At 46.4% G+C, this 24,511-nt stretch carries 26 protein-coding genes and 1 other annotated feature; of the genes, 7 read left to right on the top strand and 19 right to left on the bottom strand.

From position 1 onward, the window contains the following. Positions 1–6: 6 nt before the first annotated feature. From ytpR to D2910_RS00315, 6 genes are all read right to left on the bottom strand, one after another. Complete coding sequence (ytpR, locus tag D2910_RS00340) at positions 7–615, bottom strand: YtpR family tRNA-binding protein (protein ID WP_117312038.1); 609 nt, start codon at positions 613–615, stop codon at positions 7–9. Next, a complete protein-coding gene (locus tag D2910_RS00335; protein ID WP_084246560.1) occupies positions 612–1,427 on the bottom strand; it encodes a DUF1444 family protein in 816 nt (271 codons plus the stop codon). Before D2910_RS00335 ends, ytpR begins: the two co-directional genes overlap by 4 nt. 61 nt (positions 1,428–1,488) lie before the next feature. After that, positions 1,489–1,806, bottom strand: coding sequence for a thioredoxin family protein (locus D2910_RS00330; protein ID WP_117312037.1), 318 nt, complete (start codon positions 1,804–1,806; stop codon positions 1,489–1,491). A 12-nt stretch (positions 1,807–1,818) separates the two neighbouring features. Then, entirely contained in the window at positions 1,819–2,334 is a 516-nt protein-coding gene (locus D2910_RS00325; RefSeq protein ID WP_233208542.1) for a hypothetical protein, read from the bottom strand. 60 nt (positions 2,335–2,394) lie between these two features. Further along, positions 2,395–2,916: a DUF84 family protein gene (locus tag D2910_RS00320; protein ID WP_117312036.1), complete on the bottom strand. Its 522-nt coding sequence runs from the start codon at positions 2,914–2,916 to the stop codon at positions 2,395–2,397. Between the two features lie 44 nt (positions 2,917–2,960). Next, positions 2,961–4,034, bottom strand: a complete 1,074-nt coding sequence (locus D2910_RS00315) for a M42 family metallopeptidase (protein ID WP_084246568.1) — start codon at positions 4,032–4,034, stop codon at positions 2,961–2,963. A gap of 172 nt (positions 4,035–4,206) precedes the next feature. On the opposite strand from D2910_RS00315, the gene D2910_RS00310 reads away from it, so the two are divergent. Both D2910_RS00310 and D2910_RS00305 read left to right on the top strand, forming a co-directional pair. Continuing rightward, positions 4,207–4,521, top strand: coding sequence for a peptidase M4 (locus tag D2910_RS00310; protein ID WP_084246570.1), 315 nt, complete (start codon positions 4,207–4,209; stop codon positions 4,519–4,521). A 97-nt stretch (positions 4,522–4,618) separates the two neighbouring features. Next, on the top strand, positions 4,619–5,176 hold the full coding sequence (locus D2910_RS00305) for an AAA family ATPase (protein ID WP_117312035.1): 558 nt from the start codon (positions 4,619–4,621) through the stop codon (positions 5,174–5,176). A gap of 359 nt (positions 5,177–5,535) precedes the next feature. On the opposite strand, the gene D2910_RS00300 is transcribed toward D2910_RS00305, so the two are convergent. The 6 genes from D2910_RS00300 to pepV form a co-directional block, all read right to left on the bottom strand. Next, positions 5,536–6,390, bottom strand: coding sequence for a YtnP family quorum-quenching lactonase (locus tag D2910_RS00300; protein WP_117312034.1), 855 nt, complete (start codon positions 6,388–6,390; stop codon positions 5,536–5,538). Between the two features lie 18 nt (positions 6,391–6,408). Further along, on the bottom strand, positions 6,409–7,056 hold the full coding sequence (gene trmB, locus D2910_RS00295; RefSeq protein WP_117312033.1) for a tRNA (guanosine(46)-N7)-methyltransferase TrmB: 648 nt from the start codon (positions 7,054–7,056) through the stop codon (positions 6,409–6,411). Positions 7,057–7,074: 18 nt separating this feature from the next. Then, positions 7,075–7,986 carry a diacylglycerol/lipid kinase family protein gene (locus D2910_RS00290; protein WP_117312032.1) on the bottom strand — a complete coding sequence of 304 codons (912 nt, stop codon included), beginning with the start codon at positions 7,984–7,986 and terminating at the stop codon, positions 7,075–7,077. 22 nt (positions 7,987–8,008) lie between these two features. Further along, entirely contained in the window at positions 8,009–8,548 is a 540-nt protein-coding gene (gene thpR / locus D2910_RS00285) for an RNA 2',3'-cyclic phosphodiesterase (RefSeq protein ID WP_165850116.1), read from the bottom strand. A 131-nt stretch (positions 8,549–8,679) separates the two neighbouring features. Continuing rightward, the gene (gene dat, locus D2910_RS00280; RefSeq protein ID WP_117312030.1) at positions 8,680–9,531 is read right to left on the bottom strand and encodes a D-amino-acid transaminase; all 852 of its coding nucleotides are present in this window, start codon (positions 9,529–9,531) and stop codon (positions 8,680–8,682) included. Between the two features lie 73 nt (positions 9,532–9,604). Then, a complete protein-coding gene (pepV, locus tag D2910_RS00275; RefSeq protein ID WP_117312029.1) occupies positions 9,605–10,984 on the bottom strand; it encodes a dipeptidase PepV in 1,380 nt (459 codons plus the stop codon). 310 nt (positions 10,985–11,294) lie between these two features. Between pepV and D2910_RS00270 the strand changes: the two genes are divergently transcribed. Further along, entirely contained in the window at positions 11,295–11,516 is a 222-nt protein-coding gene (locus D2910_RS00270; protein ID WP_084246586.1) for a DeoR family transcriptional regulator, read from the top strand. Positions 11,517–11,736: 220 nt separating this feature from the next. On the opposite strand, the gene D2910_RS00265 is transcribed toward D2910_RS00270, so the two are convergent. Both D2910_RS00265 and D2910_RS00260 read right to left on the bottom strand, forming a co-directional pair. After that, positions 11,737–12,450 carry a pseudouridine synthase gene (locus D2910_RS00265; protein WP_117312028.1) on the bottom strand — a complete coding sequence of 238 codons (714 nt, stop codon included), beginning with the start codon at positions 12,448–12,450 and terminating at the stop codon, positions 11,737–11,739. A gap of 9 nt (positions 12,451–12,459) precedes the next feature. Further along, positions 12,460–14,067: a putative polysaccharide biosynthesis protein gene (locus D2910_RS00260; RefSeq protein WP_117312027.1), complete on the bottom strand. Its 1,608-nt coding sequence runs from the start codon at positions 14,065–14,067 to the stop codon at positions 12,460–12,462. Between the two features lie 189 nt (positions 14,068–14,256). On the opposite strand from D2910_RS00260, the gene D2910_RS00255 reads away from it, so the two are divergent. Then, positions 14,257–15,522 carry a BaiN/RdsA family NAD(P)/FAD-dependent oxidoreductase gene (locus D2910_RS00255; RefSeq protein ID WP_117312026.1) on the top strand — a complete coding sequence of 422 codons (1,266 nt, stop codon included), beginning with the start codon at positions 14,257–14,259 and terminating at the stop codon, positions 15,520–15,522. 266 nt (positions 15,523–15,788) lie between these two features. Here the strand turns inward: D2910_RS00255 and leuS are convergent, their stop codons facing one another. From leuS to D2910_RS00235, 4 genes are all read right to left on the bottom strand, one after another. Continuing rightward, positions 15,789–18,200, bottom strand: a complete 2,412-nt coding sequence (gene leuS / locus D2910_RS00250) for a leucine--tRNA ligase (protein ID WP_117312025.1) — start codon at positions 18,198–18,200, stop codon at positions 15,789–15,791. Positions 18,201–18,244: 44 nt separating this feature from the next. After that, positions 18,245–18,451, bottom strand: a binding site (T-box leader). A 45-nt stretch (positions 18,452–18,496) separates the two neighbouring features. Next, positions 18,497–19,150 (bottom strand): 3-oxoacid CoA-transferase subunit B, encoded by a 654-nt coding sequence (locus D2910_RS00245; RefSeq protein ID WP_117312024.1) that lies wholly within the window; start codon positions 19,148–19,150, stop codon positions 18,497–18,499. Between the two features lie 17 nt (positions 19,151–19,167). Further along, positions 19,168–19,860 (bottom strand): CoA transferase subunit A, encoded by a 693-nt coding sequence (locus D2910_RS00240; RefSeq protein WP_117312023.1) that lies wholly within the window; start codon positions 19,858–19,860, stop codon positions 19,168–19,170. Between the two features lie 184 nt (positions 19,861–20,044). Beyond that, positions 20,045–21,247: an MDR family MFS transporter gene (locus D2910_RS00235; protein WP_117312022.1), complete on the bottom strand. Its 1,203-nt coding sequence runs from the start codon at positions 21,245–21,247 to the stop codon at positions 20,045–20,047. 156 nt (positions 21,248–21,403) lie between these two features. On the opposite strand from D2910_RS00235, the gene mnmL reads away from it, so the two are divergent. The 3 genes from mnmL (at position 21,404) to D2910_RS00220 (ending at position 23,400) form a co-directional block, all read left to right on the top strand. After that, entirely contained in the window at positions 21,404–22,357 is a 954-nt protein-coding gene (gene mnmL, locus D2910_RS00230) for a tRNA modification radical SAM protein MnmL/YtqA (protein WP_101803472.1), read from the top strand. Further along, positions 22,354–22,905, top strand: coding sequence for a tRNA 5-(aminomethyl)-2-thiouridylate-methyltransferase MnmM (gene mnmM / locus D2910_RS00225; RefSeq protein WP_117312021.1), 552 nt, complete (start codon positions 22,354–22,356; stop codon positions 22,903–22,905). Before mnmL ends, mnmM begins: the two co-directional genes overlap by 4 nt. 162 nt (positions 22,906–23,067) lie before the next feature. Further along, positions 23,068–23,400, top strand: coding sequence for a hypothetical protein (locus D2910_RS00220; RefSeq protein WP_117312020.1), 333 nt, complete (start codon positions 23,068–23,070; stop codon positions 23,398–23,400). 57 nt (positions 23,401–23,457) lie between these two features. Here D2910_RS00220 and D2910_RS00215 read toward each other — a convergent pair whose 3' ends face one another. After that, on the bottom strand, positions 23,458–24,486 hold the full coding sequence (locus D2910_RS00215; protein ID WP_117312568.1) for an LLM class flavin-dependent oxidoreductase: 1,029 nt from the start codon (positions 24,484–24,486) through the stop codon (positions 23,458–23,460). Positions 24,487–24,511 lie beyond the last annotated feature (25 nt).

Raw genomic sequence — 24,511 nt, 5'->3', positions numbered from 1 at the left:
AACAAGTCACGCCTTTACTTCAAATGCTGATCCGACTTCATTTTCATTGTCCAATACTAAAATCCCTTTTTCCGCTGGAGCATCCGGCAAAGCCAATTCCTTAGCCGAACAAATCATGCCGCTTGAAGGCACTCCGCGAAGTTCAGCGTCTTTTATGATCATACCCGAAGGCATTACCGCGCCAACTTTTGCCACAACCACTTTTTGTCCCGCTTCTACATTTGGCGCGCCGCAGACAATCTGCAATTTTTCGCTGCCGACATCAACCTGGCAGACATTCAATTTATCAGCGTTCGGATGTTTCTCTTTGGATTCCACATAACCGACGACAAATTTTGGCGACAGATCGACTTCCAGCAAATGATCGATGCTGTTTTTTTCCAGGGCATTCTGCAATTCGGTGACCAGCTGCTCGGAAACATCGATCGTTCCACTTTCCGGGAAGCTGATATATTGGCTCGCATTGAAAAGATTGAAGCCTGTGATATCACCATCGCTATTTTTGATCAGCGTTACATCGCCATTCATTTCGGTATGGATTTTTTCAGGTTTTTCAGTTTGCAGCTGAACTAGCAGTACGTCGCCTATTCCCTGCTTATTGTAAAATGCGTTCATTTTTTATCGTTCTCCTCTTCAGGTCTATTTTTAGCCAGGATGAAAATCGGTTCCAATTCACCGTCATCGTAAATGAATGACAGGGAAGTGATCGGCACTTTGCCGTTGGTGAAGAAATGCATCGCCATCTGGGCCAGCACATCATAGCCGGATTCGTTCCGGATATCACCAATGATCAACACATCCTGATGCGGGACAGAAACAGTCATATCCCCGGTAATTTTCTTTTTCATCTCTTTCAGGAAAGTCTCATTCAGGATTCGTGAGGCATCGTAGCCATCATTTTCATTGAGGAAGTAGAACACGTTTCCAGCAACGTGATCTTCTTTGACTGCAGTTTTCAGCTTTTTGACCTGGAATCTTGCCAGTTCTTTAAGCTGTTCTTCTGTCAGACTTAATGAATTTAACACATTTTCGTCAATTAAGCGATAGGCCGCCCCTGTATCAAGCGCATAAAATATACGAGTTTCAGCAGTATGATCTGTTGTGATGAAGCGGTTTCCTTCGTTCGACTCCGTAGGAAACGAGGTTGACCGAATCACTGGGTAGATATGTTCTCCCCCAGGAAGATTCCCTTCAACTTCACGTTCCATCGCATTGAAAGTTTCGTTGATTGTATAAATGATTTCTGTCAATGCTTCTTCACCTTTTGTTTCATAACGGCTTGTGATTTTCGGAAGGTCGAGGGTCAGCCCTTTACCCACTTTTATATGACGGATGTTCGCTGTATTGTTTTCCCGGTCATAACGCCATTCCAGATCCCGGCTCGGTAACCGTTCTCTTAATAGATTGAATAATTGTGTGGAATTCATATCGATCTTCCTCTCTGTCAAAAATAAACGGTTCGACCCTCACAGGCGAACCGTCTTAATATTATAAGGACAACCCTGCTATAAAGGATTCTATTTCCTCTTGTGTTTTTCGGTCACGGCTGACAAAACGGCCCAATTCCTCTCCTTCGCTCACAGCCAGGAAACTTGGGATGCCGTAAATATCATGTTCGGCACAAAGGTCTATGAACTCATCGCGGTCCACTGACACAAAATTGAATTGTCCGAATGACTCTTCCACTTCGGGCATGACCGGATCAATGACACGGCAATCCGGACACCATCCGGCAGTAAACATAAATACTGTTCCTTCACCGTTTTTATAAGCATTGAATTCTTCGGTCGACTGTAATTTTTTCATCGTTTCTTCACCTCAATTTCCCTCTTCGATGGAACGGACGGTCTTCATCATCCACTCCATATTTCCCGGAACATCCGCTTCTTCCGAAATGGTGGTCATTTTCACGCCACCCGCACTGACGACAATTTCGATCCGATCTTCAGCAATCGCTCTTAATGTTGTAAATCCGAAACGGCCATTCTGTTCAAAAGTTTCGTCAGCGATCCATTCCACTTCAGCATTCGCTTTCTGCAAATCATAGAAAAACTTGCTGTCAGCGGCTTCATTCGGATTGATGAACAAAACATAGGAATCGCTGCCTTTCGTTATAATGATATTGTTTTCATCAGAAGGCTCTTCGATATCGTAGCCGCCAGGCAGATATAATTCTGTCTCTCCCGCGGTTTCGTTTGTCTCCGTCGGCTCTTCTTCAAAAGCCGTGCGGGTTTCTGAAAGCCCTTCTGCCAATCTCTCTTCAGGAGTCGCCATGCACCCTGCCAAAAAAAATAGGGATAACACAGTTCCTGTGATTAAAACTGACCGTTTCACGCGTCTTCCTCCCCTGCTTTGCTGTCTTCTATTTTAAAGATGTTTCGGGTCACATGCAACTCAACCGCTGCCTAACCGGTACTGTCCGATAAGCATTTTTACGATATGTGCAAACATTTCTCCCCGGTGAATCAACCCATCGGTCAAAATGCCGATAGCACCTTTATATTGGCGTATTCCTGCTTCATTCGCGTAAGCATCCATGACCGGCCCGAGCTCCTGCCCATTTCTAACTTCTACCGCAATTTCTTCGGGCAAAGGTATCTGTGCTCCGCCAGCCGTGTACAGCTTGCCCGTTGAAGTGGCCAATGCACCCCAATTACAGACATACATCGTACCATCAAGTTCATAAACGCCTCCTTCAAGGCCCACAGCGAAATCATATCCACCTTCAATCGCAGAAACTGCGCGATTGACAGCTCCCTGACGCGTTTCCTTTATAGAAAATGGCTGTGCCGATACGGCTGAATCCGTTTCGACAGCTGTAATTTCACATGGGACCGCAAGTTCAGCAAGACAGTCTTCCACCGCGCTGATTTTTGCCGGATTTTTTGATGCCACAGCAATACTCATTTTTTTCATAAACACCAGTCTCCTCTACAAAAAAAAGTGCCCGAGGGCACTTTTTAAACGTTATTTTTTATCGTTTCCACTGTTGTGCGGTCAGCTGATTTCACCAGCTTCACTAATAATTCCTTCGCTGCGGCATAATCATCGGTGTGGATGATCGACGACGACGTATGGATATAACGTGAGCAAATTCCGATTACGGAACTCGGCACACCTTCGTTTGCCGTATGCACGCGTCCCGCATCCGTTCCGCCTTGTGAAATGAAATACTGATAAGGGATATTATTCGATTCAGCAGTATCAAGAACGAATTCCCGCATGCCGCGGTGGGTAACCATGCTCTTATCGAGTATGCGCAGGAGCGTCCCCTTGCCCAATTGGCCGAATTCGTTTTTATTGCCGTCGGCGTCATTCGCCGGGCTTGCATCAAGCGCAAAGAAGATGTCCGGGTTGATCATGTTTGCGGCCGTCTGTGAGCCGCGCAAACCGACTTCTTCCATAACTGTCGCGCCAGAAAACAATTCATTCGGCAGTTTTTCATCTTTCAATTCACGCAATAATTCGATGGCCAAACCACAGCCGTAGCGATTATCCCAAGCTTTAGCCATGATTTTCTTATCATTGGCCATTGGAGTGAACGGGCTGTATGGAATGATCTGCTGTCCCGGACGTACGCCGAATGACATTGCATCTTCCTTATCATCCGCCCCTATATCGATGAGCATGTTTTTGATATCCATCGGTTTGCTGCGCAGCTCTTCGCTCAATAGATGCGGCGGAATTGAACCGATGACGCCTGGTACAACTTTATCTCCGGCGATGATATCGACTCGTGTCGCCAGCATGACTTGATTCCACCAGCCGCCAAGCGGTTGGAAACGGATCATGCCGTTGTCAGTGATTTGGGTAACCATGAAGCCGACTTCATCCATATGGCCAGCTACCATGATGCGAGGCCCATTCTGTTCGCCGTGCTTGACACCGAAAATGCTGCCGAGATTATCCTGTATCAATTCATCGGATACTGCACCCAATTCCTTTTTCATGAATTTACGGACAGCATGCTCATTGCCGGGCGCACCCGGTAACTCTGTCAAGGTTTTAAATAACTCTCTGGTTTCATTATTCATGATACAACTTCCTCCTAAATGAAATGCCTTTAATCAGTTTAGAGCTTTTTTCAGTTTATTTCCACTTTTTTATTTCGAAAATCGAAAGGAACGAAATAAAGGCGCTGCTATCATTTCTCGTTTATTTATCAGTTATGGTACAATTTAGCCAGTAAGTATAGGAGGGATCTAATTGAAAAATCGTGATTTATTGATCGGCTTTGCTACAGGAGTAGCTGCAACGTTTGTCGTGAAAGAATTGGTCGACCGCAACCAGAAGCTTTACCCGGCAGATGAAGTATTGAAGCAAGTGAAGAATTCGTTTAAAGAAGAAGGTCCGATTGACGGTTCATGGATTTACATGAAAACAGAACCTTATACACAGCACGCTATTACGACAGATGTCTATAAAGGCGGCATCACTCGCCACCGCGACGATGAACTCGAGCAATTCGAATTCATGGCGGACGCTTTCACCGGCGCTGTGGTGGAAGTTTCCAAAGTTTAAATTTCAACGAACGTTTCCATCTGCAGGCATGCGCCAGAAATAGCGCTTGCCTGCAATTTTTTTCGGAAAATCTCAGTGAAAGTCCGGGTGGATGAAAATGAAGTTTGTTTTATTGTTTGGCCCCCAGGCGGTCGGCAAGATGACTGTCGGCCAGGAATTGGCGAAAATAACTGATTTAAAATTGCTGCATAATCATATGACCATCGATTTGCTGGAACCGTTTTTCGGTTTCGAAAAAGAAATGTGGAAACTGTCCACCAAATTCCGTGAAGAAATCTTCAGCGCCTTTGCCAAGAGCGATCAATACGGCATGATCTTTACATATGTATGGGCTTTCGACCAGCAGGCCGACTGGGATTTCGTCAACAGGACCTGCGCGATATTCCAGGCGCAAGGCGCAGAAATCTACTTTGTTGAACTGGAAGCTGATTTGGATGAAAGACTCTTAAGAAATAAAACCGCCAACCGCCTCCAACATAAGCCGACCAAAAGAGATACCGCTGCCTCCGAGAAGGAGATGGTGAATTCGAATAGGGTCTACCGCTTGAATTCCTTCGAAAATGAAATTCAGACAGATCATTATTTGCGGCTGAATAACTCGGGTGTCAGTCCGGATAGAGTCGCGGGCATGATTAAGGAACATTTTGGGTTGTGAGGAATCTATGGGCGGTATTTAAAATCTATAAGTGAAAAAATCGATGTTGGTTCCCATTTCGGGAGCCTTTTTAAATTGGGAATATAAGTTAATTGACGGCTGAGGATTTGAGGTGCGGGTTGAATCGTTTGGGGTGCGGCTTGGCCACTTTGGGGTGCGGGTTAAACCATCTGAGGTGCGGTTAGAACGATTTGAGGTGCGGGTAGCTCATAATCAACTTAAATTAAAGAAATATTTTCCAATATTTTTTTCTAAGTTGCGCATTTTCATCATTTAGTTGCGGTTAGATCCAAATTAGTTGCGGTTGCCCCAATCCCCACAGAAAAAGCACCGCCAAAAAGCGGTGCCTCCCCCAAAAATCAGATATTCTTCTCTTTATATTGCAGCGATTCGACAATTTCTTTGCCGTCCTTGCTCCATTTCAGCAGACGGTAATAAGCGTCGTGATAGAAAGAGAAATTATACTCGTTCTCCAAAGCCTCTTTCATCAAACGTTCTTTCGCATAGATCGAATCCATCGGATAATCGTCATAAGCCAATACCCAAAGCGGATTCTGGTGGGCATGAGTCGGCATGATGTCGCCCATGTGAAGGATCGTTTCCCCGCCGCTTTCCAGTTTAATGACCGCGTGGCCATCTGAATGGCCGCCTGTGTGGATCATCGTGATGGCGCCGAACAGCGTCAACTCATCTTCAAATGTTTCAACCTGATCTTGAATCGGCTCCCAATTTTCTTTCCAATAGGTATTGCGTGAGCGGATATTCGGATTCTTCATTTCATTCCATTCGACTGCTGAAACATAAATTTTCGCATTCGGGAATGCAGAAACGTATTCCTCTTCCTGCATTTCAGTCAAGCCGGCCGCATGGTCCCCGTGCAGATGCGTCATCAGCACCGTGTCGATATCAGCGGCAGACAAACCGAGTTCCTCCAAATTCTTATTCAGTGAAGACTCAGAAGACACCCCAAGATTCCGCTTCTGGCGATCAGTCAATTTCCCGTCGCCAAGGCCGCTGTCAATCAAAATATTATGGCCGTCAAATTGAACCAGGATCGGATGTGTCGGCAACTCGATATTATTCTTTTCATCGACCGGGTACCGTTTTGACCACACCACTTTCGGCACTACGCCGAACATTGTGCCGCCATCGAGATTCGTTGTGCCCCCATCGAGCCAAGTTAACTTCATATCATGAAAATCAAATCTATCCATCATCCCATCCCCTTCAGTTTACGAATTATATTGTGCTTCCATCCGGTAAATCGGCTGGCCTTTTTTCATGAACTTCTCTTCGTATTCCGTCATGATGTTCCACTCAGGTTCATTTGCATGCAGGTCCAGCGAAACATCCTTCAGCAGCATGCCGTATTCCGAGATGCTTGTCAGCGAATATTCGAAAAGTCCACGGTTGTCCGTCTTGAAATGAATTTCCCCATTCTTCAGCAATACTGTTTCATATAATTTCAAGAATGATTCATGCGTCAGGCGACGTTTAGCGTGGCGCGTTTTTGGCCATGGATCGGAGAAATTCAAATACAGGCGGTCCACTTCATTCTTTTCAAAAAAGCTTTCCATTTCCTGCGCGTTTACACGCAATAGACGTAAATTCGGAATGCCATTTTCCTGCTCCAGCGTTGTTTGAAGCGCCGTAACGATCACGCTGTCGAACAGTTCGATGCCGATGTAATTGATATCGGGATTCGCTATAGCCATTCCTGTGATGAAACGGCCTTTGCCGCTTCCGGCTTCAATGTGCAATGGATTCGAATTGCCGAACTCCTCTTTCCATTTGCCTTTCAATTTTGCTGGTTCCGGAATTACGATTTCCGGATGGGCTTCGATCAATTCCGCTGCCCATGGTTTATATCTTGCTCTCATTTTTTCTTCCTCTTTCTATCATTTATTTACAGAATGCCAGTCACTCGCACTGACCGAATAGCCGATGCTGCGATCTTCAGGTGTACATCCGGCACTGTCGCCGTCAACATGGCGATAAACCGGCTGGTCGGCTGACAATGAAAATCGGGTGCCCTTAATTTGATGAACTTCTTTAAACCGCAGATGCTTCCCGCTGAATACCGTACCAAAAACGAGCAGCAGTTTCAATCGGGAAAGGCAGTTGACAACGGTCAGCTCCAAAACGCCATCGTCCGGCACAGAATGGGGCGAAATTTTCATGCCGCCGCCAAAATAGGGCTGGTTACTGACTGTCGCAAACCAGACTTTATCAAAATGGAGCATTTCACCCTCCTGTTCCACAGTAAGCCGGAAAAGTCGAAATCTCAGCAGTGTAATAATGACATACACCAAATAAACCAGTTTGCCCATCCCGATTTTATTGAGCCAATGCTTGATCCTTGATCGATTGACCTTTACTGAAATTTCCGCGTCAAAGCCGATGCCTGTGCTGCTGACAAACTGATAGGCCCTGCCGTCAAAGAATTCTCCAAGATCTTTCCTGCTGGCAGCAGGATTCTTCACAAAATCAGCAATTTCCACGGCATCTTTAAAAGAATGAAAACCGCGGCCAAAATCATTGCCGGATCCGGCTGCGATGGAGCCCACAAGCACTTGTTGTGAACCTGCCGCCCCGGCAATCACTTCCCGTAAAGTGCCGTCTCCCCCGAAACCGATCACCAGAACCGGTTCCGGTGAATGTTGCAATTCCCGCACGAGCTCAGTGGCATGCCCGCTGTATTGGCTGACGGCCAATTCAAATGGAAATTCGATGGTCTCTTTGAATTTCATCCATTTCTTCATAGCCTTTCCATTGCCGGCAACCGGATTTATTATGAATATCGTCCTCATAAGACCTCGCCCACTGGCGCAATCATACGCCATCCTTCAATTTATAATTTTGTACAGCAATATAGCGTGGTGTTTGGGTCGGTTCAATCCGGAACAAGCTGAACTCCCCGACTTCGAAGCGGCCGGTCTTAAGCTCGGGAATTCCTTCCCACAGCTCTTGGCCCATCCATTTGTTCGCGAGTGTGATATGCGGAACAAACGGTTTATTGTCCGGACTCAATTGAAATTTTTTTAGGATATCTTTAACCTTCTGCTGCAAATTATTCAACGATTCATTTTCTTCGGTGGAAGCATATACCACCCGTGGACGGTCCTTTTTACCGAAATATCCTGTACCTGTAATTTTCACAGTAAAAGGGTTATGACCCACTTTCTCCAATGCTTCCGCCACTTCCTGGATTTCACCATGCGGGTCGCCGCCCAGAAACAGCAATGTGATGTGAAGATCTTCTGCCACAGGCAATCGTTTATGGCTAGACAAATGCCATGAATCACGCTGTTCCGCGAGAATTTGCGCTACAGGAAACGGTATTTTAATTCCAATAAAATAATGTTTTTCCATCTGCATCACCTTTTATCAGTTTACCATTTCTCCGGTGTTAACGGTCAGCTTGATTTTATCGGGATGATCAAAAAATCGATTCAAATCAAAAACAGCAGCCTGTAATTTCGGCTGCTGTTTTGGATAGGAGTTTATTGCACTTCAACACCCAGGTTTAATTTCGCTTCAAACGCCTGCTGCAATTTCTCAGTCAACGGGCCCCGTTCCCCATTCCCGATTTTGAAGCCATCGAGTTCTGTAAGTGGAATGATTTCAGCTGTCGTGGATGACATGAAGAACTCATCCATTTTAAGCGCCTGCACTTTTGTCATCGACGTTTCCTGTACCGTAATTCCAACCTCTTCGCAAAGACCGAGAATTGTTCTTCTCGTGATGCCGTCCAATATCAGGTTCGTGGCAGGGTGGGTATACAACACGCCGTCTTTTATGCCGTACATATTGGATGACGAGCCTTCCGTGATGATTTCACCACGGTGCAGAACTGCTTCATAGCAACCGTCCTCATACGCTTCCTGTTTCGCGAGCACATTCCCAAGCAGGTTCAGGCTCTTAATATCACATCTGAGCCAGCGCATATCTTCGATGAATTTCGCACGGGCACCGTTTCTCATCAACTCCACGGGACGTTCAACAGTCTTCGTATAGCCGACTACAACCGGCGAGCTATCTGCAGGAAACTGGTGCTGGCGTACATATGATCCTCGTGTGATCTGAACATAGACCTGCCCGTTATTGATTTCATTTTTCTCGACAAGATCGTACATCAATTTGTGGAAAACGTCCTTCGTGTAAGGCACGACAATCTTCACTTTTTCAGCACTCGCGTAAAAGCGGTCGATATGTTCTTTTGCCGTATAGAGATTTCCATTATATACACGGATCACCTCGTAGATCCCATCGCCGAATTGATACCCGCGGTCCTCTTTTGATATCTTCAGCTCATCTTCCTGAATAAACTCATCTTTGTGTAAGATCCATTCCATATCCAATCCCTCTTTCGCTTCTGATAGTGTTTTTCCATGATGAATCAATTAATGTTGTATGATTATGACATTTTCAATCTTTTTTATTGCATGCCAGCTGATAAATCGCCTCCGCATAAATCGCAACCGCTTTTGTCAGGTTGTTGATATCCACGAATTCATCCAGCTGGTGGGCTACATCTTTCTCGCCCGGGAACAGCATACCGAATGCGACGCCTTTATCCATCACTCTTGCATACGTGCCGCCTCCAATAGCCAGCAGCTCCGCCTTGTCGCCGGTCTGCTTTTCATAGGCAGACTGGAGTGTCTTGATAAACGGATCATTTTCATCGACATGATGAGGTTGTGAATTGGAATGGATATTCATCGAAAAACCTTCCACCTGAAAATCAGGCATTTTTTCATCAAACGGGTAGGAAATCGAATAGCGCATGCTTACTTCAACTTTTCCCCCTTTGGCTTTTTCAAAACGCATAATCCCTGCATTGAATGTCGTATCTCCTGATGCTTCATCCGTAAAAGCAAGTCCGAAAGCCTTGCCGCGTGTATCGCCATAAAACTTATCAGCAATAAATTCAGTAAACACCTGACCGTCTCCAGTTAGATGTTCTTTCAGGAATAAGGCGAGCATCACGCCGGCATTGAGGCCATCGTCCGGCTCCATTGCATGCGCCGCTTTGCCGTGAACGGTCAAAGTTACTTTGCCGTCTTCTTCAACTGCTGAAGAAGCAAGATCATGTTCAGCCGCAAACTTTTCAAATTCAGTTCGCCAATCAGAAAGGCTCCCTTCAACTTCAGCTTTCGCGAGATCCGGTACCATATTCGTCCGGTCACCGGATTTAAATGATATCAATTGGTCTTCTTTACCGGAATAAACTTGAGAGAAAATTAAAGCCGCTATCCCTTTTTCAGCATTGATGATCGGAAAATCCGCATCAGGTGCAAATGCCATAGTGGGCATTTCCTCTTTTTGAAAATAATTTTCTACACAGCGGAATCCGCTTTCTTCATCTGTACCGATAATAAGGCGCACGCGCTTATTGAATTCACACCCTGCATCTTTCACCAAATTCAGCGCTGTCCAGGCGGCTATCGTCGGCCCTTTATCATCGATTGCCCCACGGCCGAATAATTTGCCACTTTCAATCACACCACCGAAAGGATCTTTCGTCCACCCTTCTCCGGTAGGTACCACATCGACGTGTCCGAGGATTCCGAGCAATTCCTCACCTGATCCGATTTCCAGGTGACCAGCGATATTGTCGACATTCTTAACTTCATATCCCTTTTTACGGCCTTTATCCAGGAACCAGTCCAATGCCCTTTTCACTTCTTTGCCAAAAGGCGCATCCTCAGTCGCGTCATCACTTAAAATACTTGGAATTGCAATCAGTTCCTGCAATTCCTTCAGCATGCTTTCCTGTCTTTTCTCTGCTTCCAGCTGCCAATCCATCTCAACACCCCGCTTTTATTACAACCATTGTACACCTTTTAAAATTTATTAAAAGAAATTCCGGTTAAATATTTTTCAGATTTTAAATATAACTTTTTTGTAAACGATTTGTTAATTTAAGTAAATTAAAATAAAAACATGGATATTAAAACACTTTTTCGATATAATCAAATTGTCAGATAAATTAGACTGGCAGATAATTTTTAGGAGGATGTCTCAAACACTTGCCCTAAACCAGCCGGGTATACCCCGGCAACTCGTCCGCTAGTCTTTGCCAACGGGAAAAAAGATGAAGGAGTGGTTCTCTTTTATGAAACCTACTACGGATCGCATGCTAATTCGAATTAAAGATATGTATAAGTACATCCTCGAAAATGGGACTGTAACTACGCAAGATTTAGTCGATGAATTCGGCATCACTCCTCGCACCATTCAAAGGGATTTGAATGTGTTAGCCTTTAACGATTTGGTGACAAGTCCAAGTCGGGGCAAATGGACAACGACGCAAAAAAAAGTGAAGATGACATCTTAGAGCGAAAAGCGACGGTGCCCGCTAAGCTCTGAAAGGCATAAGACGATTTGGCGAAGCGGCGTTTCTTCAGCCGCACAGCCAAAGTGGCTTATGACCCGAAGAGCTGGGCCACCGGAGTCTAGACAAAGAAAAGCGACAGCGCCCATTAAATAAGGGCGCTTTCGACTGTCCAATATTCAAAATAAGATTTCAATCAAAAAATGACCGCCAACTTTGGCGGTCATTTTTTCTCTTTCAATCCAATCAGCTCTTCTTCCGTCAAATAGCGGTATTCGCCGAGTTCGAGATCCGGATCCAATTCCAGCGAGCCCATCGAAAGGCGTTTCAGGTAAACCACCGTTTTGCCGACACTTTCAAACATCCGCTTCACCTGATGGAACTTCCCTTCCGTAATCGTCAGTTCGATCTCCGACTCCTCGCCGCTCTCCAAGATTTTCAGGAACGCCTCTTTTGTCTGATAGCCATCATCCAAAATCACGCCATTCCGGAAAGCCTCTCCGTCTTCTTCCGTAACGACGCCATCAATCCGCGCATAATACGTCTTCGCCACATGTTTTTTCGGCGACAGCAATTCATGCGCCAATTTACCGTCATTGGTGAGCAGCAGCAGCCCTTCTGTGTCCTTATCGAGTCGACCGACCGGAAACGGTTCGAAATGGCGTTCCCCGTCACCGAGCAGATCGATGACAGTTTCGTCGTATTTATCTTCTGTAGCGGATATGACACCCGGGGGTTTATTCATCATCAGGTAGATGAATTCCACATACTCCACCTGTTCCCCGGCAACCGTTATGTTATCCGCTGTTTCGTCGACATGCTTTTTCGCATCCCGCACGACATCACCGTTCACTTCCACCGCTTTCGATTTCAAAAGAACCTTAACATCTTTCCGGGAACCAAAGCCCATATTCGATAAAAATTTATCTATTCGCATTGGTGCCTCCTATAAACCGAATTTACGTGTGTACTTCGTCAGCCGTTCGCCGAAAATTTTCTGCGCAATGCCGGTGCGCAACGAGATGAAGCCGTAAACCGCTCCGCCTATCCCACCGACAATCAGGATCCGGATAATCGACTGAATCTTGGAATCCATGCCGATGAATAGATCGAGGCCAGCCAATGCCAATAAAACAACAGCTGCCATCACAGCATTGATCAATAGGATCAGCATGATCCGGCGCACAACCATGGAAGACCGGTAATTCATCGTCACCATGATGACGCCAATATTCATGGCGATGGCTACTGAGTAACCAATGATTGTGGCCGCAATTGCACCGTCCGTTTCAAACATTTTAATCAGTGGGATATTCAATGACAATTTAAGCAATAAACCTATCATTAGATTCAACACAATCCATTTCTGCTGATTGATCCCTTGCAAAATGGAAGCCGTAACGGGGAACAAAGAAAATAGAATCGCCGCCGGGAGATAGTGTGCCAAAATTTCCGAACCGATACCACTTTGTTTATAAAAGATATGATAAAGCTCATCCGACAATAACGTCATACCGACAACTGCCGGCAATGTAAGGAAAATGATCATCTGGAAAGATTGATCCAACGTTCTTGTCAGCGACTTATGTTCATTAAGCGTAAAGTATTTGGTGATCAACGGAATCAGAGCCATTGAAAATCCTGTCGCTAGCATTACCGGAATCAGAACGAGCTTATGCGCTGTCAAATTTAGAATTCCCAAATAAAGACTTGTATTTGCGGCATTTTCAGTACTGCTCATCCCTTTATTGAATGTCAGCATATCGACAAATTGGAATAATGGATTTGCAACACCTAAAAATACGATTGGGAGTGCATAAGATAAAATTTCCTTATACATATCACGAAGACGCACATCGTAGGATTCAACAGAATTAGCACGTAATTGATCATATTCAGGCTTCCGTTTTTTCCAATAATAGAACAAAACGAGAACTCCGCCCAATGCTCCAATTGCAGCTGATAGAACTGCGAACTGTACCGCTGTCTTAGGTGTTCCACCGAAAACATGGATTACAATGAATGCACCTCCCAAAAGGAAAATGATTCTGACAATCTGTTCTATGAGTTGTGATACCGCAGTTGGCATCATATAATTATAACCCTGGAAAAAGCCTCGCCATAAACTCATGAACGGTACGACTATTAAAGCGAAACTGACCCACCGGATGACTTCAGCTACATCATTAACTGTAAATAATTTGTCCTCAGGATCAATTGTTATTTCAGCAATAACATCAGCTAGCAAAAATAGTGCTAAAAATGATATAAAACCTGTGACCATCATCGTCAAAATACCTGAACGAAGCAATCTCCTGCCGGTCTCATAATCTCCAAGACTGTTGTATTTCGCTACAAACTTCGAGAAAGCGAGCGGCGCACCTGATATAGCGACTGCCAGCATCAAGTTATATGGTATATAGGCATACTGGTAGAGTCCGATATTATCTTCCCCGACTAAATCATAAAACGGAATAATATAGATGACACCAAGTACTTTGGATAAAAACAGGCCCAAAGTCAAAATGGCGGTTCCTTTGATTAACGTTGACATTTTGCACTTCCTGACTAATTCTTGATAAAAAAAACAATCTACACGATAGTTTACACTTATAAATGGAAATACTCAACGGATTTTGAAGCATGTTATAATAAAGAAAAACAGATGCACCTGTTCAACTTTGTAAGACCCAGGCTAGGCGCAAATATCTGTACACTAAAAACGAAAGCGAGTTCTTCTTATATGTATGACGTTATAATCATCGGCGGGGGTCCCTCAGGATTGATGGCTTCCATCGCCGCAGCTTCACGCAACCAAAAAGTCCTATTAATAGAAAAAGGCAAAAAGCTTGGGAAAAAGCTGATCATATCAGGGGGTGGCCGCTGCAATGTCACCAACAGGCTGCCTCTTGACGAAATCGTAAAAAATATTCCCGGGAACGGAAGATTTCTCCACAGTCCGTTTTCCGTGTTCAATAATGAAGACATCATCTCCTTTTTTGAAGGGCTCGGCGTGGCATTGAAAGAAGAAGATCACGGCCGCATGTTCCCTGTCTCGAACCGGGCGCAGGATGTCGCCGATGCCATGTTCCGTGAAATGGACCGCCTCGGCGTTACAGTGCTGCTGGATTCCCCAGTCAAGAAATTATTGATGGACCATGATAAAGTGACGGGCGTCAGGCTGCATTCGGGCGACGAATATACGGCCAAAGCCATAGTCGTCGCTGTAGGCGGCAAGGCTGTTCCCCAAACCGGTTCGACAGGTGACGGCTATCCGTGGGCTGAAAAAGCGGGTCACACTGTCACCGATCTCTATCCGACTGAAGTGCCGCTGCTGTCTAAGGAACCTTTTATCGTGGGTCGTGATCTGCAGGGTCTAGCCCTTCGGGACGTCGCTGTTTCTGTGCTGAATAAAAAAGGGAAAGTCCTGGTGACTCACCAGATGGACATGCTGTTCACCCATTTCGGTTTAAGCGGCCCTGCTGTTCTCAGATGCAGCCAGTATGTCGTCAAGGAAATGAAGAAAACCGGCGGCGCTCCGGTTGAAATGCGCATCAACTCCATGCCGGATGAAAATGCGGAATCTGCATTTCAGCTGCTGTTCAAAATGATGAAGGATGAACCGAAGAAATCCGTGAAAAATGTTTGGAAAAGCCTTGCACAAGAACGCTGGCTCCTATTCTTACTGCAGCGGGCGGGAATCGATCCGGCTCTTACCGGTGCAGAACTTGCCAGCGACAAAGTACGGGCGCTGGCAGTCCAGCTCACTGCATTCACGATGGAAGTCACCGGCACACAGCCAATCGAAAAAGCATTCGTGACTGGCGGCGGCGTTTCCATCAAGGAAATCGAACCGAAAACAATGGCTTCGCGCAAAAAGCCCGGCCTTTATTTCTGCGGAGAGATTCTCGACATCCACGGCTATACCGGCGGCTATAACATCACCTCCGCGCTGGTGACCGGAAATGTGGCAGGACGAAGCGCAGCAGAATTCGCAAAACAGATATAAATAGTGAAAACCCTTCGCAAGCTCATGCGAAGGGTTTTTTTATGGCTTATTTGACGGCGAATCAAAGCTTTTATTTCCAAATTAAGGATTTACTGTCCGCAGAATTAAAATGCTATCCGGAACGGATCAAATACTGTCCGCATATCAAAAATACTGTCCGGAAGCGACACATTACTGTCCGGTAACAATCCAGCTCCTAATCTTCCAAATTCACCCAATAAAAAACCAGAGCTTCAGCCCTCAAGCTGAAACTCCGGTCCAAAGATTTAAGCGATAACCACATTCACCAATTTCCCTGGAATCGCGATCACTTTACGGATCTGTTTGCCTTCAGCCGCTTTTTGGATACTTTCATCCGCAAGCGCTGCCGCTTCCAATTCCTCTTTCGTGCTGTCTTTCGCCACCACAATTTTCGTTCTCACTTTGCCGTTCACCTGGACAACGACTTCCACTTCATCGTCAACCATTTTCGACTCATCGAATACTGGCCATTCCGCATAAGTGACAGTTTCTGTGTAGCCCAATTTCTCCCACAGCTCTTCCGCTACGTGCGGCGCTATCGGAGACAGCATCTTCACAAATCCTTCGACATATTCCTTTGGAATCGCATCCGCTTTATAGCCTTCATTGATGAAGACCATCATTTGCGAAATGGCTGTATTGAAACGAAGCCCTTCGAAATCCTCCGTCACCTTTTTGACTGTCTGGTGATAGACTTTTTCAAGTTTGCCGTCATTCGCATCAACAATTTTCGCGCTCAATCCATCCTCTTCGATAAACAGTCGCCATACACGGTCAAGGAAACGGCGTGCCCCTTCAAGTCCGTTGGTCGACCAGGCGATCGATGCGTCCAGCGGCCCCATGAACATTTCGTAAAGGCGCAGCGTATCCGCTCCGTGGCTTTCAATAATCTGATCGGGATTGACAACGTTTCCTTTGGATTTCGACATTTTTTCATTGCCTTCACCCAGGATCATTCCCTGGTTATACAATTTTTGGAACGGTTCTTTCGTCGGTACGACTCCGATATCAAATAACACTTTATGCCAGAAGCGTGCGTACAATAAATGAAGCACGGCATGTTCTGCTCCACCGATGTAAACGTCAACCGGCAACCAATGTTTCAATAATTCCGGATCAGCAATCGCTTCAGCATTGTCCGGATCGATATAACGCAGGTAATACCAGCAGCTGCCCGCCCATTGCGGCATTGTATTTGTTTCGCGGCGGCCTTTCATTCCGGTTTCAGGATGCACTACATTGACCCATTCCTCGATATTGGCGAGCGGAGATTCACCAGTGCCGCTCGGTTTGATATCTGTCGTCACCGGCAGCGTCAATGGAAGATCTTTTTCATCAACCGGGGTCATCGTGCCGTCTTCCCAGTGGATAATCGGAATCGGCTCTCCCCAATAACGCTGGCGGCTGAACAGCCAGTCGCGAAGACGGTAAGTGATTTTCTTCTCACCGACACCTTTTTCAACCAGCCAGTCGATCGCTTTTGCAATCGCTTCGGTTTTATTCAATCCATTAAGGAAATCCGAGTTGATCAGTTCACCGTCGCCGGCATACGCTTCTTCTTCAATATTGCCGCCGGATACGACTTCCACAATCGGCAAATCGAATTGCTTCGCAAATTCGTAATCGCGTTCGTCGTGTGCCGGAACAGCCATGATTGCGCCTGTTCCGTAAGTTGCCAATACGTAATCCGCAATCCAAATCGGCATCTTGTCGCCGCTTGCCGGATTGATGGCATAAGCTCCTGTGAACACGCCCGTTTTGGATTTCGCCAAATCCGTACGCTCCAAATCGCTCTTTGTCTTCACGTCGTCAATGTATTTTTCAACAGCTTCTTTCTGTTCCGGAGTGGTAATTGACGCCACCAATTTATGTTCCGGCGCCAATACCGCATAAGTCGCGCCGAAAATCGTATCCGGTCGAGTCGTAAATGCGCGGAAAGAATGGCCATTGCCATCGATTTGGAATTCCAATTCAGCGCCTTCAGATTTACCGATCCAATTACGCTGCATATCTTTCAAACTTTCGGGCCAGTCTAAATCATCTAAATCTTCCAGTAAACGGTCCGCATATTCTGTAATGCGCAGCACCCACTGGCGCATCGGACGGCGCTCTACCGGATGGCCGCCGCGTTCGGATACTCCATCAACCACTTCTTCGTTGGCAAGAACCGTTCCAAGTGCCGGACACCAGTTGACCGCCACTTCGTCGACATAGGCTAAGCCTTTATTGTACAGCTGGATGAAAATCCACTGCGTCCATTTATAGTATTTCGGATCCGTTGTATTGACTTCACGGTCCCAGTCATATGAAAAACCAAGTTCCTGGATTTGGCGTTTGAATGTTGCGATGTTTTTCGCCGTAAATTCGGCCGGATCGTTGCCTGTATCAAGCGCATATTGCTCAGCAGGAAGCCCGAATGCGTCCCAGCCCATCGGATGCAACACATTATAGCCCTGCATGCGTTTCATGCGGCTCAAAATATCGGTCGCTGTGTAGCCTTCCGGATGGCCTACGTGAAGACCGGCTCCTGATGGGTACGGGAACATATCAAGTGCGTAGAATTTCGGCTTGTCAAAATCCGTTTCCAATTTAAATGTCTTGTTCTGATCCCAATGTTTCTGCCATTTCTTTTCGATAACTTTGTGCTTGAATGTCATTGTCTTTTCCTCCTCAAAATAAAAAATTCCCGCCCCTTATGAAAATAAGGGACGGGAATCACCCGCGGTACCACCCAAATTAGCGATTGCTCGCCCAACTTGATTCCTTAACGCGGAGAACGGTGCATATTACTGAATTCACATACACAGACTCAAAGGCGAGTTCAACCGCTTTATCCACCGGCTTGCACCAAACGCCGGCTCTCTGGGGGAATAAAACACGATCTACTGATCCTCATCAAAGTCTTTTGCTATTACATCCTATTCTAGCTGAGCCGCTGATTTTTGGCAATAGCTCAGGATACTTTGACGTTTTCAGTGTTCAGCGGCGCATCTGTCGAATCGACGATATCCTCCACGCTGAAGCCTTCGAACACTTCCGACAGCACAAGTCCCTGCTCAGTCACTTCTATAACGGCACGCTCTGTGATGATTTTATTGACCACACCTTTACCTGTCAACGGAAGATCGCATTGCTTTTTGATTTTCGCGGAACCGTCTTTCGATACATGATCCATGATGACGATGACTTTTTTGGCGCCGTGTACAAGATCCATCGCGCCGCCCATGCCTTTGATCATTTTCCCCGGAATCATCCAGTTCGCAAGGTCGCCGTTCTCTGCAACTTCCATGCCTCCCAGGATTGCCACGTCGATATGGCCGCCGCGGATCATCGCAAACGATTCGGCGCTTGTGAAGAAAGCAGATCCCGGAATGGTCGTCACCGTTTCTTTGCCGGCATTGATCAGGTCGGGGTCGACTTGGTCTTCCGTCGGATATGGCCCGATTCCAAGAAGGCCGTTTTCAGATTGAAGCACAACTTGCTTATTGTCTGAAATGAAGTTCGCCACCAAGGTCGGCATGCCGATGCCCAAATTGACGTAGTCGCCGTCTTTGATTTCTTTTTCTGCGCGCTTTGCTATACGTTCTCTCACTAATTGCTTGTCCATATGATCGATTTCCTCCCTTAAGCCTGTCTTGTCGTTAAACGCTCGATGCGTTTTTCCTGTTTCGCTTCCAGTAAGCCTTGCACGTAGATGCTTGGTGTTTGGACATGATTCGGGTCAATCGTTCCGGTTTCGACGATTTCCTCGACTTCCGCAATGGTGATTTTACCCGCAGCAGCTGCAAGTGGATTAAAATTCTGCGCAGTCTTGTTGTACACCAAGTTGCCCATCTTATCCGCTTTAGCTGCACGCACCAACGCAAAATCCGCTCTTAGAGCATGTTCAAGCACATACTCTTTGCCGTCGAATTCACGGATTTCCTTCCCTTCCGCAACGGTTGTACCGACGCCTGCTGGAGTGAAGAATGCAGGGATCCCTGCTCCACCCGCACGCATTTTTTCTGCCAGCGTGCCTTGCGGCGTCAGCTCGACTTCAATTTCACCTGACAACACCTGACGTTCGAATTCTTTATTTTCTCCGACATAAGAGCCGATCATCTTTTTAATCTGTTTATTTTTCAGCAGCAGTCCCAGGCCCCATTCATCGACGCCGCAATTGTTCGAGATGACAGTTAGGTCTGTTACACCTTTATCTACCAGTGCCAAGATCAATTGCTCGGGAATTCCGACAAGCCCGAAGCCCCCTACCATAATTGTGGCCCCGTTCTGGATCTGTTCGACCGCTTCTTTCGCGGAAGTGTAAATAGGTTTCATCTTTATGCCCCCTTAACTTTATGTACATAGTTTTCATACTATTGAAACGCTTTCATTATTAATTTAAACAAAGTCCCCTTTGAAACGCAACATAGAGCTTATAAAGCTGTCCGGTTCATTGAAATAGGAATGAGGCAAAAAAAAAAAAAGAAAACCCCATGGTAGTAGAGTTCTCTTAATTGATTCAAATGATCGCTTTTTCCTTTTCCTGCTCCATTGCCAACTGTTTCTTCTTCAACGGAAGATCATAGACCAGCGAAGTACCGATCGCCGCGACCAGAAGTATGGTTACAAGGATAAACAATGCTGACATACCGTAAAGATCAACCATGACTCCGCCCATCAATGGGCCGATCATGCGGCCGCCGGTAGCGACGCTATTGACTATTCCCTGGTAGAATCCTTCGCGTCCCTTTGGCGCCAGTTGATTGGCCAGTGCCGGAACAGCCGGCCAGACGAACATCTCGCCGATGGTCAAAATTGCCATGGCAATGACGAACATGCTGAATTCCTCTGCAAAAGCGACGACCAAGTAAGATGCCATCATAATGACGATGCCAATCAGCAATTGCTGTTTGATATTATCTTCGATGCGTTTGATGATGGGCCGGATCAGAGGCTGTCCCAGTACGATCAGCGCACCGTTCAATGTCCACAGAAAACTATATTGCGGCAATGTGATGCCGATCTCCTGCGTATAAGCCGAAATCGTCGATTGCCACTGTACGTAGCCGACCCAGCAAAGCAGATAACCGGCAGATACAATCAGCAGCGCATAGAATGGCGCGCGGTTGCGGATTTTTTTGCCTTCATTGAAAACACTGGTATGCGATACGGCTGATATCGACATCGATTTGAAGCCGAATAATGCGATAAAGAAAAATAAGATGTACATTCCGAGATTCGCCATGAATATATAATCGAAACTTAAAGCAGCCAGCACACCAGCCATTGCCGGTCCGACCGCCACGCCAACGTTCTGTGCCAAATAAATCGCATTGAACGCTTTTCGTCCACCTTCAGGCCAGACTGTTCCGACCATGGCATACATGCTCGGAAACACGATTCCGCCGCTGAAGCCGATAATGGTATAAAACGCCACAAATGGCACAAAGTCATGCCAGATGGTCAATCCGGTCAAAGCGAAAATCGTGACAATGATTCCGCCCATAATTGATTTGTAGCCGCCGATGCGGTCAAACAGCATGCCACCGAGCAGGTTCCCGATGACAGCGGCTCCCGCGTTCACCATCAGCACAAGGCCGGCAAGTGATAATGATTTCCCCAGATGATCATGCATATAGATAGTCGTCAACGGCCAAAGGAATGAATTCCCTGTAACATTGACAAGCATTCCGATGATTAAAAGCCATACTTGTTTCGGCATCGTTCTGTCTCCTCTTAGCTCATTTCCAAGAGTCATTGTATTCCTTTTACCCACACTCTACAAGAAGATTTTTCCGGAACCGGAAATAACAGATTTTTCTGCCGTTGTGAGGCGAAAAGCGGCCATGCTACAATACAAAAAAGAGGAGTTGTTGTTATGGAAATGAACCTGCCTTTTTCTTCAGACGGCAAACGCTATTACACATGGAACCGCCACCTGCGGGACCATTTTGGCCATAAAGTGATGAAAATTGCGCTTGACGCGGGATTTGACTGCCCCAATAGGGACGGCACTGTCGCATTCGGCGGATGCACTTTCTGTTCAGTGGCAGGGTCCGGCGATTTTGCGGGCGACCGCGTCGATCCGATTCCGGTCCAATTCGAACAGATCAAAGCCAAAATGCATAAGAAATGGAAAGACGGTAAATACATCGCTTATTTTCAGGCATACACAAATACCCATGCCCCGCTTCCGGTCATCAAAGGAAAATTCGAAGCGGCGCTCGCACAGGAGAATGTCATCGGACTCAGCATCGCCACCCGCCCTGACTGCCTGCCGGATGACGTGGTCGATTATCTGGCCGAATTGAATGAACGGACTTATTTATGGATTGAACTTGGTCTGCAGACAGTCCATGATAAAACCGCCCGCTTAATAAACCGGGCACACGATTTTTCCTTATATATAGAAGGAGTCGAAAAATTGCGCAGACGCGGCATCCGTGTCTGCACCCATATCATCAATGGTTTGCCTCTCGAAGACCGTGACATGATGATGGAGACTGCCCGTGAAGTTGCAAAATTGGATGTCCAGGGCATAAAGATCCACCTCCTGCATCTATTAAAAGGCACGCCAATGGTCAAACAGTACGAGAAAGGCATGGTCGAATTCCTTGAAAAAGATGAATATATCAAACTCGTAGCCGATCAGCTTGAAGTGATTCCCCCCGAAATGATTGTCCAGCGCATAACAGGTGACGGTCCTATCGAATTGATGATCGGCCCGATGTGGAGCGTCAATAAATGGGATGTGCTCAATGGCATAGACGCTGAGCTTGAAAAGCGTGGGAGCTGGCAAGGGAAACACTACAAAGGGATGGTGGAAGCATGACATTGATGCGCGTACTGCCATTCACGAAATCTTTATTGGAACAGGCTGTTGCTGAAGGCGACAAAGTGATTGACGCGACTGCCGGAAACGGACATGACACATTGTTTTTGGCGCAATTGGCCGGAGATGCCGGAAAAGTTTACGCTTTCGATATTCAGGAAGACGCGATTGAAGCAACGAAAGCGCGGGTCAAAGACCACCGGAATGTGGAAACGGTTCTCGACAGCCACGCCAATATCGATCAGTATGTCACCGAAGAAATTGCTGCCGCGGTCTTCAATCTTGGCTATCTGCCGAAAGGCGATCACAGCATCATCACGAAAGCGGAAACAACGCTTTTGGCTATCTCGCACTGCCTGGACCTTTTGAAAAAGAAAGGCCTTGTTGCAATCGTCATCTATTCGGGACATGAAGGCGGCAGCGAAGAACGCGATGCCGTGATGGACTTTGTATCACAACTGCCACAAACTAAATTCGATGTGATGAAATATCAGTTTATCAACCAGCAGCATTCCCCGCCGTTCCTGGTTGCGATAGAAAAGAAATGACAAAGAGCGATTGTGTCTTCTACACAATCGCTCTTTTCCTGCGCTCAAATTAAAAACAGAAAATTCCAGAAATAAATGAAACTTCCTTCCGCTGAAACCGTATATTTTATTAGTTCACAATAAAGCGCACACCGAACTAGTTTTCGAAAGGAGGAAAATACAATGAAAAATATAAGTATAATTTTATTGACTGCAGTTATAATCGGAGCCTTGAACTGGGTTGCTTCGCTGCTGCTGGATATGTCCTTTCTCGATATTTCCATTCCCGTCGGCGGTATTGCCCTTATCCTCATCTATTTTGTCACTAATAAAGGCGGCATGGCTTCAAGGCAGATGGACATGTCGATCCAAGGGCAGACCGGAATCCGCATGGAACACAAAGCCCCCGTTTCTGAGCGCTCTTATGTCCTGATCGGTTCCATCATTTATGTCGCCGTTATGCTGGTAGTTTCATTCATTGCCTATCGTGAATATTTTCTGGGAATAGGTATCTAGCTTCTTATGTATCCTTTTTAAAAAACCGCTTGGCGCAAATGCAGCCAAACGGTTTTTTCACTGTTCTATTTTAGTATGGGAATTTCTTTTCTTCATTTCTTCAGCAACCAGCTCAAATGTCTTCAATTTATCATTGAAATCATAAGCCATTGAGACCAGCATCACTTCATCTGCCTGATATTCTTCCGTCAACGCTTCCAAACGTTCCCCTACCATCGCAGGCGTGCCGACGATCATGCGGCGCCGATTCTCTTCAACAAGCAGCTTCTCAAACTTGGTATATTTATAAGCAAGCGCCCTTTCGGGTGGCGGCGTTCCTTTTGACGGCATACCTTGCGCCCCCATTGAAAGCGCGAGATCCAAAGATGACGCGACCCTTTCGGCTTCCTCTTCAGTTTCCTGGCAAATGACGAAAATCGCATACCCGACATATGGACGGCTGTCTGCGCCGGATCTGAAACGTTCTCTGTAAGTATGTGTGAAATCCTGGCCGCCTTCACCGTTGATGAAATGAGCGAACATATACGGCAAACCTTTTTCTGCCGCCAATAAAGCCGACGTCATGCTCGAACCCAGTATCCATATCGGAGGCGCAGAATCGGTCAGCGGGGTCGCTTTCATGCCGTGGTACATATGGTCTTCCGGAATGGCATCATTCAGATACATGGATAATTCGTCTATCTGGTCCGGAAAACGGTCGATGTTCCTGGCCCTTCCTTCATTCAGCGCCAGTGAAGCGCGTGGCATTCCGCCCGGCGCCCGGCCGACGCCGGCATCGATCCTGCCTGGATACAAGGCTTCCAGCAATTTGAAATTCTCAGCAATTTTAAAGGAGGAATAATGCGGCAGCATTACGCCCCCAGAACCCAGCCGGATTTTTTCGGTCACCGCCCCCAAATGGGAAATTAAAATCTCAGGAGACGACCCTGCCAATGTCGCTGCGTCGTGATGCTCTGAAACCCAAAAACGGGTATAGCCCCATTTTTCTGCAGACTGTGCCAGTCGAACTGTCTGCTTTAAGGCTTCTCCAGGGCTGCTGCCTTCGGATACAGGTGATTGATCGAGAATACTATAGCGCAGAACCACATTCATCCACTCCCTTCAGACCTAG

The organism is Planomicrobium okeanokoites, from assembly GCF_003428875.1.
Lineage (GTDB): Bacteria > Bacillota > Bacilli > Bacillales_A > Planococcaceae > Planococcus > Planococcus okeanokoites.
Note: the sequence above shows the minus strand (reverse complement) of the source record. Positions and strands in the feature narration are given on the sequence as shown.